Source organism: Halomonas sp. HG01, assembly GCF_000968715.2.
GTDB lineage: Bacteria > Pseudomonadota > Gammaproteobacteria > Pseudomonadales > Halomonadaceae > Halomonas > Halomonas halophila.
Genome location: NZ_CP022134.1, coordinates 3,239,163 through 3,251,625, shown reverse-complemented (window position 1 = coordinate 3,251,625; position 12,463 = coordinate 3,239,163). Strand labels below are relative to the sequence as shown.

Sequence of the window (12,463 nt, the reverse complement as noted above, 5' to 3'; positions counted from 1 at the left end):
TTACGGGCGATCCTGTTCGGCGCGGCAGAACACCAGGGTATTGCCCTGGGACTGCGCGGCGCTGTAGCGATAGCCGGCCACGTCGAAGTCCTTGAGGCCTTCCGGATCGTCGAGGCGCTGCTGGATCATCCAGGCCGCCATCAGGCCGCGGGCCTTCTTGGCGTAGAAGCTGATGATCTTGTACTGGCCGTTCTTCTCGTCCTTGAACACCGGGGTGATCACACGGGCGTCGAGCTTCTTCGCATCGACGGCCTTGAAGTACTCGTTGGAGGCCAGGTTGACCAGTACCTTGCTGCCGCTCTCGGCGATGGCCCGATCGAGGGCATCGGTCAGGGTCGGCTTCCAGTAGGCATAGAGATCCTTGCCGGCCGGGTTGGCGAGCTTGGTGCCCATTTCCAGCCGGTAGGGCTGGATCAGATCCAGCGGTCGCAGCAGGCCGTAGAGGCCGGAGAGGATGCGCAGGTGCTCCTGGGCGAAGGCGTTGTCGCCTTCGTCGAAGGTGGCGGCTTCCAGCCCCACGTAGACGTCACCCTGGAAGGCCTGGGCGGCGGGCTTGGCGTTGTCCGGCGTGAAAGGCGTCTGCCACTCGGCGAAGCGGGCCGCGTTGAGCCCGGCGATCTTGTCGCTGACGCCCATCAGCTCACCGATCTGCTGGGGCGAGAGGTCGCGCAGGATGCCGATCAGCTCACGGCTGCGGTCGAGAAAGTCGGGCTGGGTGGCCTGGGCCGTGGTCGCCGGGGTCTCGAAGTCCAGTGTCTTGGCGGGCGAGATCACGCTCAGCATGGGGCGCTCCTGTGCCTGAATTGAGTCGGCTACGAGTATATCAGGCAGTGTCCCGGGCCGGGGCTATCGCGCTCATAGCCTTGGCCCGGGAGGGAGCATCGGCCTCAGGGGCTGGGGTTGGGGTGACGCTGGTGCACGGCTTCGATGGCCGCGAGCACCTCGTCGTCGAGGCGCAGCGACTCGCTCTCCAGGTTGCTCTCCAGCTGCGCCATGGTGGTGGCGCCGATGATATTGCTGGTCAGAAAGGAGCGCGAATTGACGTAGGCCAGGGCCATCTGGGTCGGGTCGAGGCCATGCTGGCGAGCGATCTCGACGTAGGCGCGGGTCGCCTCCTCGGCCTGCGGCGAGTTGTAGCGCTGGAAGCGCTCGAAGAGCGTCAGGCGCGCGCCTTCCGGCCGAGCGCCGTCGAGGTATTTGCCGGACAGCTTGCCGAAGGCCAGCGGCGAATAGGCCAGCAGGCCGACGTCCTCGCGATGGGCGATCTCGGCCAATCCCACCTCGAAACTGCGGTTGAGCAGGCTGTAGGGGTTCTGAACCGAGGCGACCCGCGGCAGGTCCTGGCGCTCGGCCAGCTGGAGGGCATGCATCACGCCCCAGGGCGTCTCGTTGGAGAGGCCCACGGCCCGGATCTTGCCGGCCTGCACCAGCTCCTGCAGTGCCGACAGGCTCTCCTCGAGGGAGGTGGCGTCCTCTTCGGCGTCGTGCTCGTAGCCGAGACGGCCGAAGAAGTTGGCACGGCGGTCCGGCCAGTGCAGCTGGTAGAGGTCGACGTAGTCGGTCTGCAGCCGCGCCAGGCTGGTGTCGATGGCCTGGTGCAGGTGTCCGCGGGTCAGGCGCGGGCCGCCGCGGATGTGGTCGAGTCCCGGGCCGGCGGCCTTGGTGGCGATGATGACGTCGTCCCTCGCGCCGCGGGCCTTGAGCCAGCTGCCGACGTAGGACTCGGTCAGGCCCTGGGTCTCGGCCCTGGGCGGCACCGGGTACATTTCGGCGGTGTCGATGAAGTTGACGCCGAAGGCCACGGCGCGGTCGAGCTGCTCGTGGGCCTCGGCCTCGCTGTTCTGCTCGCCGAAGGTCATGGTGCCGAGGCACAGCCGGCTGACGTCGAGGCCGGTTCGGCCCAGGGGGCGGGTCTGCATCCGTTTCTCCTCATCAAGGGGGGCAGTGCCCTGGCATGGTAGCGCCGGGGGAGCGATATCGTAAACGCCGAGGGGTTGAGTCACTGCCGGGGCGGGCGTATGCTGCGCATCCGCTGCCTGGGAGGAGCCCACAAGGCGGCCGATTTTTCCGTACAGGACGCCGAGCACGGGAACATGCTCGACGTCATCAACCGACCCCCAGGACGCAAGGTTGTTTGTCATGCCGCAGGCATCGTCACTGTTCACTCGGCTCGAGTACCATCTGGCGCGCCAGCTGTTTCATACGCGCTGGCTGCCTCGCTCGCCGCGCACGCAGCGCCTGACCATGCATCTCTTCCAGCGCTGCGCGGATGCCGGCCACCCGGCCGCCCTGTCGCTGTACGGCCATATGCTGTTCCATCGCGCCGTCACGCCCCAGGACAAGGCACGCGGTGCCCGCTATGTGCTCGAGGCCGCCCAGGGGGGCGACCTGCATGCCCAGTATCAGGCCGGGCAGATCTACGAGCATGGCTGTGCCCAGTATCCGCATCGCGCCGACCGTGCGGTGACCTGGTACGCCCGGGCCGGCGAGGCGGGACATCGTCTGGCGGCGGAGCGCCTGGCGCGGGCTTACCGCGACGGCGAGCTGGAGCTGCCGCAGGATCCCGAACGTACCGCGCACTGGACGGCGCTGGCCGAACGCAACGCCGTGCCGGTGGCGCCACTGGACAGCGACGAAGCCGGGACGCGACACTAGGATGATGGCGCCTCATCCGGGGCAGTGACTTCGGCCGCCAATGATCGGCGGTCCTACATCATCAAGGACTCAGCAGCCCGTGACGTTACCGACACTGCTGGATATCGAAGCGTCCGGATTCGGACGCGGCAGCTACCCCATCGAGGTCGGCCTGGCTCGCGCGGACGGCAGCACCTGCGCCTTCCTGATCCAGCCCCTGGACGAGTGGACGCACTGGGATCCCAAGGCGGAACTCCTGCATGGCATCTCGCGCAATCGCCTGGCGCGCGAGGGCCACCCGGTACGTCAGGTGGCGCGCTGGCTCAACGACGAGCTGGCCGAGGTCGGCGTGGCCTACAGCGACAGCTGGGGCTACGACAACACCTGGCTGTCGCTGCTCTTCCACCACGCGGGCATGCTGCCCGCCTTCCGCCTCGAGGCCCTGCGCCGCCTGCTCAGCGAGGCGCAGATGGCGCGCTGGAGCGACATCAAGGAAGCGATCATCGAGGAGCGTGGCATCCATCGCCACCGCGCCGGGGAAGACGCCCTGCTGCTGCAGCTCACCTACCAGCGCACGCTGGAGATCGCCGACTGAGACGGCGATGACGCCCCGTGATGCTCTCGACCGCCCGGCCCCGTGCCGGGGGGCTGCGTCGTGGGGCGTGAAACGCCTCAGGCGACGGCCAGGCGCGCCTCCAGGGCGTCGAGCAGCGCCTCGGGCGCCTCGGCGGCGAGCAGGTCCTGGCGGGTGCGGGCGTTGAGGAAACCGTGCTCCACGGTGCTGTCGAGGAAGGTCAGCAGCGGCGAATAGAAACCGGCGGTGTCGAGCAGGCCGATCGGCTTGTCGTGCAGCCCCAGATAGCGCCAGGTCCAGGCCTCGAACAGCTCCTCCAGGGTGCCGATGCCGCCGGGCAGGGCGATGAAGGCATCGCAGTGGGCGGCCATGCTGGCCTTGCGTTCGTGCATGTTGCGCACGCGGATCAGCCGGGTCAGCGCCAGGTGCGCCTGCTCGCGCTCCACCAGATGATCCGGCATCACGCCGATCACCTCACCGCCGGCCGCCAGCACGCTGTCGGCCAGCTCGCCCATCATGCCCACGCGGGCGCCGCCGTAGACCAGCGAGTGGCCTCGGCGGGCCAGCGCCTCGCCCAGCGTCCGGGCGGCGACGAGAAAGCGCGGGTCGTGGCCGTCCCGCGAGCCCAGGTAGACGCAGAATCTCGACATGATGTCCTCCTTGATGCGTGGTCGTCGGCGTGCCGACGCAAGAAGGGCGCCGTCAGGCGCCCTCGTGTGATCTCGCCATGCCACGGCCGACCGCTCAGGGCAGCAGGTCGATGACGCCGTATTCGGCGTCCACCCACTGACCGATGACGTTGTGACCGCACAGATGATGGGCGTACTGGGTGTGCAGGCAGCGCACCTGGTCCCAGTTGGCGATGCCGCCGATGCCGCGCTGGCGAAGCACGTCGCCGTAGCCGCGGCGCTCGACCTCGGCGCGCTGGGCCTCGCTCATGTAGCCCCAGCGGGCGGCCACGTAGTCCTCGTGGCTCTGGTGATAGGCGGCCAGGAACTCGGGGTCCTCCTTCAGCCGGGCCTCGAGGGTCTTGATCACGCCGGCGGCCTCGATGCGCGACAGCTCGATCTTGAGCCGCTCGTCGCTCAGCCAGTAGAGCGTCGGGAAGGGCGTTTCGTCGACGATGGGCGCCATGCGCAGCACCAGCGGCGTGCCCTCGCCATCGGTGGCGGCCAGCGCCTCGATGCCGCGGGGCGCGCGGCCGAGCTGCGCGGCGATGACGGCGAGCTGGCGCTCGTCGGGCAGGGTGTCAGGTTGAATCACCATCGTCGGGGTCGTCTCGTATGAACTTGGTCGAGCGTCCCACGGCGCGAAAGAAGGTGCGGTTGAGCTGCTCGGGGGTGGGCACGTAGTGCCAGTGCCGTTCGCAGTACTCCCCGCCGCGCGCGATCAGGACATCGTAGAGGCGGTTGAAGGGCGCATCATAATCGTAGGGGTCTGCCCCGAACAAGCGGATATGCGGGTAGTCGGCGAAGCGCTCGAGGAAGAAGTTCTCCAGGTCGGCCTCGACGGCGCGATGGCGAGCGACGTCATCGGGATCGAGCCAGAGATCGTAGCGGATGGCCATGGGGCTTCCTTGGGATCGATGGGGCGGATACGACTGGGACCGCAGACGGCGGCGTTCGGCTCAGCGTGCCAGGGGGGCGAAGGTCGCCGACAGCAGTCGCGCCAGGTCGGCCGGGGCGAGGGCGAGCTCCAGGCCGCGGCGTCCGCCGCTGACGTGGAAGCGCGCCAGCGCCTCGGCGCTGGCGTCGATGAAGGCCGGCAGGCGCTTCTTCTGGCCCAGCGGGCTGATGCCGCCGACCACATAGCCGGTGGCGCGTTCGGCCTCGGCGGACTCGGCCATCTGCGCCTTGCGGGCACCGGCCGCCCGGGCCAGCGCCTTGAGGTCGAGCTGGCCGGAGACCGGCACGATGGCCATCGCCAGTCGGCCGTCGTCGAGGCGTGCGAGCAGGGTCTTGAACACCGACTCGGCGGGCAGGCCCAGGGCCTCGGCAGCCTCCTCGCCGTAGGCGGGGCGGCGCGGGTCATGCTCGTAGCTGGCCGTCTCGAAGGCCACGCCGGCCTTTTCCAGGGCCTTGATGGCGGGGGTCATGCGTCCTGGGTCTCCGTGTCTTGCAGGTGGGCGGCGAGGGCCTCGCGGAGCGCGCCCTCGAGGGGGACCGCCCCCTTGGCCTGATGATCGTAGTGGACCAGTACGGTATGCCCCAGGTTGGCCAGTCGGCCCGACTGCCAGGCCTCCTGGGTCACGGTGAAGGAGCTGGTGCCGAGGCGAGTGAGATAGGTGCGGATCTCGATGTCCTGGCCGTAGTAGAGCTCGGCCCGGTAGTCGATCTCCATGCGCGCCATGATCAGCCGCCAGCGGCCCGGGTCGAGGTCCGGCGTGAACAGCCGGAAGAGGTCATTGCGCGCCAGCTCGAACCAGGCCGGCAGGCGGGTGTTGTTGATGTGCCCCAGGGCATCGGTGTCGTAGAAAGCGGGTTCGATGGTGCGCGTGAACATGGGCGTCCTCGTCGATCATGGCCGGCCTGTCAGCATCGCCGCCGAGCAAGCGCTTGGTCAATGGGCGGGTCGGCGGCCCTTTCAGCCGCGCGCCGACGGCGTGCGGCGCTCGCGCCACCAGCGCTGCAGCCGGGTCCAGCCGAGCAGCCACAGCGTGGCCGCGGCGAAGCCCAGCAGCGTGCCCGGCCACAGGCCGAGGCTGTCGTAGGTCAGCGAAACCACCAGGGCGTACCACAGCAGCGAGCCGAGCCCAGCGGGATAGTGCTTGATCACGGTAGCCGTGGGCGCGGCACCCTGGGTCAGGTGCAGGATCACCAGGAACGGATACATGGTCACCGGGAAGGCCGCCATCACCCCGGCCCAGGCCGAGGGCACCACGTGGGCGAGGCCGGTGATCAGGAAGATGATGCCCGCGGCGAGGCCGGCGCGCAGCGCCAGGGCGGGCCAGGAGAAGCCGCCCTTGGGACTGGCCTTGATGTCCGGCACCCGGCGATAGAGCCAGGTGAACACGGCGATGGCGGCCAGCGTCGTCAGGGTGCCGGTGACGCGATCGAAGTCGATCCGGGTCAGCACCAGGCTGGTGGCGAGCCAGCAGGCGAGCCCCGTCAGGGTGCCCAGCGCGATGCCCGCCAGGCCGTCGCGACGGCCGCCGAGCAGGTAGCCGCCGCCCAGCGCCAGGGTCGCCGTGAACCCGGCCAGGGTGTGCACCGCGCTCTCGGCGGCGAAGACGGGCGAGAGCTCGAGGCCGATGAAGAACAGCGCGATGGCGGTGCCCAGCGGATAGCCGGAGAGCAGTCCGGCGACGCGGGTGCTGACGCGCTCGGCGATCATCGACAGGCCGAGCACCACGCCGATCGAGACCGCGAGCTTGGCCAGCTGCCAGGTAAGCGGAACGTCCATGTGATTTTCCTTATCCTAGAGGCATGTATCGTCGTGGAGAGGGCCATGGTCGGACACGATCTCTCGCCGCCGCCCCGCCCCGAGGGCTGCGAGCTGTGCGGCCGGGCGGCGCCGCTGACCCGGCATCATCTGATTCCCCGCGCCCTGCACGGCAAGGCGCGCTATCGGCGTCGATTCGATCGTGCCGAGCGGCTGACGGCGATCCTGTGGCTGTGTCACGCCTGCCACAAGCACATCCACGCGGTGCTCGGCGAGCGCGAGCTGGTCGAGCATTATCGCAGCCGGGAGGCGCTGCTGGCGCATCCGGAGGTTCGTGCTTTCGTCGAATGGCTGGCCACCAAGCCGGCGGGCTTCAAGCCCAAGAAGGCCGCGCGCCGGCGCTGATGTGGTGGTCGGGCGTTACACCAGCCGGAGGCCCTGGCGGTTCGGCCAGGCCGCCTCCTGAAGACATGGGCGCGGCGTCATACCAGGCGCAGTCCTTGGCGATCCGTCCAGGCGGCCTTGAGGGCGGCATCCAGCGGCTCGCGAAGGTGCTCGGGGAGGGCGTCGCGGGCGGCCTCGTAGCTGTCCGGGTCGCGGTTGCGCAGCCAGCAGTAGGCCCAGGCGCAGGCCTCGTCATCATCGACCGGCAGCGGCCGGGCCGGCATCTGCACCAGCAGGAACAGCGCGGTGCGGCCGGCCCACAGCGGCACTTCCTCGGGCGCCTCGGGGTCTGCCCAGGCGGTCAGGGTGGCGGCGTCGGGCGTGGCTGCGGGCTCGCCCAGCTTGGCCACCCGGGCGGTCTCGGCCAGGATCAGCGCCAGGCGATCCGGCGAGTCGCGGCCGATGTCCTGCCAGCGGGCGATGAGGCCGGGCAGGCCGCGGCGTACCTTGGCATAGAAGCCGCCTTGCGGCATGGTTTCAGTCATTGTTCATGGCCTCTGGGAGCAGGGAACGCAATGGAGTTCGATTTTGCCACGCCCGTGGAGCGACGCCACCCGCCCGAGGGCGACTGGCCGTCACAGAAATGGCATCGGTACGGCGAGGACGTGCTGCCGCTGTGGGTCGCCGACATGGACTTCCGCTCGCCGCCGGCGGTGATCGAGGCGCTGCGCGCCCGGGTCGACCACGGCGTCTACGGCTACGGCCGGGTGCCGGATAGCCTGCGCCAGGCGCTGTGCGACTGGAGTGCCACGCACTACGGCTGGGACATCGCGCCCGGCTGGCAGCTGTGGCTGCCGGGGGTGGTGCCGGCGCTGCATCTGGCCAGCCTGGCGCTGACCGAGCCGGGCGACGGCGTGCTGACGGTGACGCCGATCTATCCGCCCTTCCTGCAGGTGGCCGAGCGCACCGGTCGCCTGGCCCAGCAGGCCGCGATGCGTCCGCCCGAGACGCCGGGCGACGATTGGCGGCTGGACCTCGACGCCCTGGAAGCGGCGATCACCCCCAAGACCCGGCTGCTGCTGTGGTGCCAGCCGCATAATCCCACTGGCCGCGTGTGGCGCGACGACGAGCTCGACGGCTTGGCCGAGCTGGTCGAGCGCCACGATCTGATCGTGGTCTCCGACGAGCTGCACGCCGACCTGATGCTCGACGAGGGGGCACGGCACCGGCCGCTGGCCGCCGCCTATCCGCAGCTGGCCGAGCGGATCCTGACGCTGTGGGCGCCGTCGAAGACCTTCAACCTGGCCGGGCTGACCGCCGCCTGCGCGGTGATTCCCGATGCCGGCCTGCGTCGCCGTTTCGCGGCCATGGCCAAGGGGCTGCAGCCGGACGGCAACGTGCTCGGCCTGGTGGCCGCCGAGGCCGCCTATCGTCACGGCGATCCCTGGCGCCAGGCGCTGCTCGAGACACTGCGCGCCCATCGGGCGCGGCTGATTGAGCGCGTGGCGCGCTGGCCGGGCGTGACCATGACGCCGCCCGAGGCCACCTATCTGGCCTGGCTCGACCTGCGCGAGGCGCCGGCACTGGAGGGCGTGGCCTCGCCCCAGCGCGTGCTGCTCGACCGCGCCGGGGTGGCGCTGTCCGACGGGGCGCCCTTCGGTCGGCCGGGCTTCGCGCGGCTCAACTTCGGCACCACCGCGACCCAGCTGGAAGCGGCGCTGGCGCGGCTGGACGGCGTGCTGGGGGCCTGACGCGACGCCGCCGCCCTCCGGAGAAGGGCGGCGGCGTTCGCTCGGTCCAGTCGCGGCTCAGTAGAGCAGGGCGAACAGCTTGCGGCGGTAGGTGGCGGTCAGCGGATGATCGTTGCCCAGGGCGTCGAAGACCCGCAGCAGGGTCTTGCGCGCGGCATCGTCGCCATAGGCGCGGTCCTGCTTCATCAGCGTCAGCAGCGCCTCGAGGCCGGCCTCGTACTGGCCGTCGGCCACCTGGCGCAGGGCGCGCTGGTACCGGGCCTCGCTGTCGTCGCGGCCTTCCAGGGCGGCCATTGCCTCGCGGGACGGGGCCTCCTCACCGAACTCGATGCTGGCGCGCACGCCGCGGGCCGGCGCGGCGTCGCGCTCCTCCGGCGGCAGGGCGTCGAGCAGCGCACGGGCCTCGTCCGACTCGCCGGCGGCCACCAGGGCGCGGGCCAGCTCCACCTTGTAGGGGCCGTAGTCCGGCCACTGTTGGGCGAGCTCGGCGTAGATCGCGCGGGCGGTCTCGGCATCGCCGGCCTCCAGCGCGGCGGCGGCCTGCTCCTCGGGGCTCTCCTGCACGCCCTCTGGCTCCGGGAAGTACTTACCCAGCCACTCGCGGATCTGCTTCTCGGGCAGCGCGCCCTGGATCTGGTCGACCAGGCCGCCCTGGCTGATCAGCTTGACGTCCGGCACCGAGCGCACGCCCAGCTGGGCGGCGATGTCCTGGTTGTCGTCGATGTTGAGCTTGGCCAGCAGGAAGGCGCCGTTGTACTCGCGGGTCAGCTTCTCCAGCACCGGCATCAGGTTCTTGCACGGCTCGCACCAGGGCGCCCAGCAGTCGAGCAGCACCGGCACCTGCATGGAGGTCTCGAGCAGCTGCTGGATGTTGCTGCGGTCGACATCGATGATCAGGTCATCGCGCTGCGCGGCCTGGCTTCCGCCCTGGGCGGCACCGGAGGCGGCGTCGGCCTGGCTGTCGGAGGTGAGCGGCTCACCGGTACGGGGATCGACGATCGGCATGGTGATCTGGCCTTGAACGGAATGAGTTTGCTCAGTAGATGCGGGCCCGAGTCGCCGACTTCAAGGGGCGTGGCAGGATCGACGGAGAAGCGGCGCGCGGGGCGTGCGGCGACTATGCTGCCGGTAGGGAGACGACCGGCACCGTGCCCTGGAGCGGTCCGGTGTCGTCTGCCGATGGCAGGGAGGAGTCGACGTGGGGAGATTCGTCGTTCATGGCGTCTCGGCCGGGCGTCGGCCGCCTCGCTGGTTCATCGGGTGTCTGGCGCTTGCGCTGATGGTCGGCTGCGCCGTCGCTCGGGCCGCCGAGCCCCCCGGCCTCTGCGTGCTGCCGGAGCTTGCGACCGACGAGCGTCCGCTCCCCGACGGGCCGCCCACCACGGTCGAGGTGGGCTGGGGCATCGTCGACGTGCTCGATATCGACGACGTCAATCAGCGCCTGGAGGGCGATTTCCTCCTGACCCTGGCCTGGGTAGACCCGCGGCTCGAGGAGCTGGAGGGCTGTCGCTTCCAGCGTTCCCGCGTCTGGGTGCCGCGCGTCACGCTGTTCAACTCCTTCTCGCTCACCGCACGGCGCGCCAACCTGCTCGATCAGGTCGTGGTCGAGACCGAGGGGCGGGTGGTCTACCAGCAGCGCTATGGCGGCAGCATCTCCACCTATCATCCGCTGAGGGATTTTCCTTTCGACCGCCAGGCATTCCTGTTTCGGGTCGGCTCGGTGGAATCGGGACCCGATCAACTGATGCTGGCGCAGATGTCGGAGCGCACCTTCCTGGCCCGGCGGCTCAATATCGAGGGCTGGCGGGTCACCGGGCTCGAGACGGCGGCGGCGACCGAGGCGGTGCCGGCGCTCAACGCGGAGCGCAGCATCTTCACCGCGACGCTCGAGGCCGAGCGGGTCTCCAGCTACTACGTGTTCAAGATCGTCCTGCCGATGGGCTTCATCGTGATGATGTCCTGGGCGATCTTCTGGGTGCCGCCCCAGCGCTATGAGTTCCAGATCGGCCTCGGCGCCACCTCGATGCTGACCCTGATCGCCTTCCAGTTCTCGATGTCCGGCTATCTGCCCAGGCTCGGTTACTTCACCATCGCCGATCGACTGGTGGTGTGGGCGACCATCATGGTGTTCCTGGCGATCCTCAACGGGATCGTGACCGGAGTGCTGGTCGGCGCCGATCGCGAGGCCACCGCCGTGCGAGTGGATCGCCTGAGCCGCTGGCTATTTCCGCTGCTGTTGTTGCTCGGCTGGGGCAGCGTGCTGCTGTAGGCAAAGGCGTTTATCCCTTCTTGGATTTGTGAAGCGGCGAGCCTGACGAGCGGTATGTCGGCATTCAGCACAAACGAAAAAAGCCAGAACCCGCAGGTTCTGGCTTTTCTCTGATATTGGGTGTCTGGGCTCGGGTTTGAGCCGATGATCTTCCCGGGGTTGTGAAGAGCCGAGACCGACGAGCGGTATGCCGGCATCCAGCACAAACGAAAAAAGCCAGAACCCGTAGGTTCTGGCTTTTCTCTGATATTGGGTGTCTGGGCTCGGGTTTGAGCCAATGACCTTCCTGGGGTTGTGAAGAGTCGAGCCCGGAGATCGGGTTGATGACATCCGCAAAAACGAAAAAAGCCAATGTCCTGAGACATCGGCCTTTTTCTTATGTTTGGTAGCGGGGACCGGATTTGAACCGATGACCTTCGGGTTATGAGCCCGACGAGCTACCAGACTGCTCCACCCCGCATCAACGTGAGGCACATTATACAGAGAACCTGACCTGCGTCAACCCCGCCTCGAGCCGTCTCCGGGGGCCTCGTGTTGTCCGCTTCACCTGGTCCATACTCGAGACGAGCTGTCACGAAAATGACAGCCGGGCAGACGAGACTGTCTCGAGGGGCCGGGCCCGCCGCCCGGCCGCAGGTTGTATATCACCAGGGAGAGCATCAATGACAACATCCACTGCCGTAGCCTGGGTCACCGGAGGCACCGGGGGAATCGGAAGCGCCATCTGTCGTGCGCTGGCCGATGCCGGTTACCAGGTCGTCGCTGGATATCACAATCCCGAGAAGGCCCAGGCCTGGCTCGAGCAGCAGAAGGCCGACGGCTACGAGAATATCGCCCTGTCCGGCGTGGACCTCTCCGACTTCGATGCCTGCATGGCCGGCGCCAAGGAAATCCGCGAGACCCATGGGCCGATCAGCGTGCTGGTCAACTGCGCCGGCATCACCCGCGATGGCACCCTGAAGAAGATGAGCTCGGAGCAATGGAGCGAGGTCATCGACACCAACCTCAACAGCGTCTTCAACACCTGCCGCAGCGTGATCGAGGACATGCTCGAGCATAACTACGGGCGCATCGTGAACATTTCCTCGATCAACGGCCGCAAGGGGCAGTTCGGCCAGGTGAACTACGCCGCGGCCAAGGCCGGCATGCACGGCCTGACCATGTCACTGGCCCAGGAGACCGCGACCAAGGGCATCACCGTCAACACGGTGTCGCCGGGCTATATCGCCACTGACATGATCATGAAGATTCCCGAGAAGGTGCGCGAGGCGATTCGCGAGACCATTCCGGTTAAGCGCTACGGCACGCCGGAGGAGATTGCTCGCCTGGTGGTGTTCCTGGCCGATCAGGAGTCCGGCTTCATCACCGGTGCCAACGTCGACATCAACGGCGGCCAGTTCATGGGCTGAGCCGAGAACAACAAGCGGCCCGACGAGGCCGTGCCCGGCAGGAGAAGAACGCGAGGCCAAA

At 68.6% G+C, this 12,463-nt stretch carries 16 protein-coding genes and 1 tRNA gene; 6 read left to right on the top strand and 11 right to left on the bottom strand.

Annotated features, from left to right (window positions below; all coding sequences use genetic code 11):
* Together yaaA and UN84_RS15385 are read right to left on the bottom strand one after the other, a co-directional pair.
* Nucleotides 1-783 (bottom strand): peroxide stress protein YaaA, encoded by a 783-nt coding sequence (gene yaaA / locus UN84_RS15390; RefSeq protein ID WP_107182453.1) that lies wholly within the window; start codon nt 781-783, stop codon nt 1-3.
* 104 nt (nt 784-887) lie between these two features.
* Nucleotides 888-1,919, bottom strand: a complete 1,032-nt coding sequence (locus UN84_RS15385; RefSeq protein ID WP_046078421.1) for an NADP(H)-dependent aldo-keto reductase — start codon at nt 1,917-1,919, stop codon at nt 888-890.
* A gap of 220 nt (nt 1,920-2,139) precedes the next feature.
* On the opposite strand from UN84_RS15385, the gene UN84_RS15380 reads away from it, so the two are divergent.
* Both UN84_RS15380 and UN84_RS15375 read left to right on the top strand, forming a co-directional pair.
* Nucleotides 2,140-2,655: a tetratricopeptide repeat protein gene (locus tag UN84_RS15380; protein ID WP_035599818.1), complete on the top strand. Its 516-nt coding sequence runs from the start codon at nt 2,140-2,142 to the stop codon at nt 2,653-2,655.
* A gap of 79 nt (nt 2,656-2,734) precedes the next feature.
* On the top strand, nt 2,735-3,229 hold the full coding sequence (locus UN84_RS15375) for a hypothetical protein (RefSeq protein WP_237022331.1): 495 nt from the start codon (nt 2,735-2,737) through the stop codon (nt 3,227-3,229).
* 77 nt (nt 3,230-3,306) lie between these two features.
* Here the strand turns inward: UN84_RS15375 and UN84_RS15370 are convergent, their stop codons facing one another.
* The 6 genes from UN84_RS15370 to UN84_RS15345 form a co-directional block, all read right to left on the bottom strand.
* On the bottom strand, nt 3,307-3,858 hold the full coding sequence (locus UN84_RS15370; RefSeq protein ID WP_046078419.1) for a TIGR00730 family Rossman fold protein: 552 nt from the start codon (nt 3,856-3,858) through the stop codon (nt 3,307-3,309).
* A 94-nt stretch (nt 3,859-3,952) separates the two neighbouring features.
* Nucleotides 3,953-4,474, bottom strand: a complete 522-nt coding sequence (locus UN84_RS15365; protein WP_046078418.1) for a DUF501 domain-containing protein — start codon at nt 4,472-4,474, stop codon at nt 3,953-3,955.
* Entirely contained in the window at nt 4,458-4,775 is a 318-nt protein-coding gene (locus UN84_RS15360) for a hypothetical protein (RefSeq protein WP_016856333.1), read from the bottom strand. Before UN84_RS15360 ends, UN84_RS15365 begins: the two co-directional genes overlap by 17 nt.
* A 60-nt stretch (nt 4,776-4,835) precedes the next feature.
* Complete coding sequence (ybaK, locus tag UN84_RS15355) at nt 4,836-5,303, bottom strand: Cys-tRNA(Pro) deacylase (protein WP_046078417.1); 468 nt, start codon at nt 5,301-5,303, stop codon at nt 4,836-4,838.
* Nucleotides 5,300-5,710, bottom strand: a complete 411-nt coding sequence (locus tag UN84_RS15350) for an acyl-CoA thioesterase (protein WP_046078416.1) — start codon at nt 5,708-5,710, stop codon at nt 5,300-5,302. Before UN84_RS15350 ends, ybaK begins: the two co-directional genes overlap by 4 nt.
* 81 nt (nt 5,711-5,791) lie before the next feature.
* Nucleotides 5,792-6,610: a hypothetical protein gene (locus UN84_RS15345; RefSeq protein ID WP_046078415.1), complete on the bottom strand. Its 819-nt coding sequence runs from the start codon at nt 6,608-6,610 to the stop codon at nt 5,792-5,794.
* Nucleotides 6,611-6,655: 45 nt separating this feature from the next.
* On the opposite strand from UN84_RS15345, the gene UN84_RS15340 reads away from it, so the two are divergent.
* Nucleotides 6,656-6,994: a hypothetical protein gene (locus tag UN84_RS15340; protein ID WP_046078414.1), complete on the top strand. Its 339-nt coding sequence runs from the start codon at nt 6,656-6,658 to the stop codon at nt 6,992-6,994.
* A 77-nt stretch (nt 6,995-7,071) separates the two neighbouring features.
* Here UN84_RS15340 and UN84_RS15335 read toward each other — a convergent pair whose 3' ends face one another.
* The gene (locus UN84_RS15335; protein WP_046078413.1) at nt 7,072-7,506 is read right to left on the bottom strand and encodes a hypothetical protein; all 435 of its coding nucleotides are present in this window, start codon (nt 7,504-7,506) and stop codon (nt 7,072-7,074) included.
* 42 nt (nt 7,507-7,548) lie between these two features.
* On the opposite strand from UN84_RS15335, the gene UN84_RS15330 reads away from it, so the two are divergent.
* Nucleotides 7,549-8,724, top strand: a complete 1,176-nt coding sequence (locus UN84_RS15330) for a MalY/PatB family protein (RefSeq protein ID WP_046078412.1) — start codon at nt 7,549-7,551, stop codon at nt 8,722-8,724.
* 57 nt (nt 8,725-8,781) lie between these two features.
* Here UN84_RS15330 and UN84_RS15325 read toward each other — a convergent pair whose 3' ends face one another.
* The gene (locus UN84_RS15325) at nt 8,782-9,729 is read right to left on the bottom strand and encodes a tetratricopeptide repeat protein (protein ID WP_046078411.1); all 948 of its coding nucleotides are present in this window, start codon (nt 9,727-9,729) and stop codon (nt 8,782-8,784) included.
* A gap of 193 nt (nt 9,730-9,922) precedes the next feature.
* Here UN84_RS15325 and UN84_RS15320 point away from each other — a divergent pair, with 193 nt between their 5' ends.
* The gene (locus tag UN84_RS15320; RefSeq protein ID WP_152662833.1) at nt 9,923-10,993 is read left to right on the top strand and encodes a hypothetical protein; all 1,071 of its coding nucleotides are present in this window, start codon (nt 9,923-9,925) and stop codon (nt 10,991-10,993) included.
* Between the two features lie 383 nt (nt 10,994-11,376).
* Here UN84_RS15320 and UN84_RS15315 read toward each other — a convergent pair.
* Nucleotides 11,377-11,453, bottom strand: a tRNA-Met gene (locus UN84_RS15315).
* A 202-nt stretch (nt 11,454-11,655) separates the two neighbouring features.
* Between UN84_RS15315 and phbB the strand changes: the two genes are divergently transcribed.
* Nucleotides 11,656-12,402, top strand: coding sequence for an acetoacetyl-CoA reductase (phbB, locus tag UN84_RS15310; protein ID WP_046078409.1), 747 nt, complete (start codon nt 11,656-11,658; stop codon nt 12,400-12,402).
* The last annotated feature ends 61 nt before the right edge of the window (nt 12,403-12,463 follow it).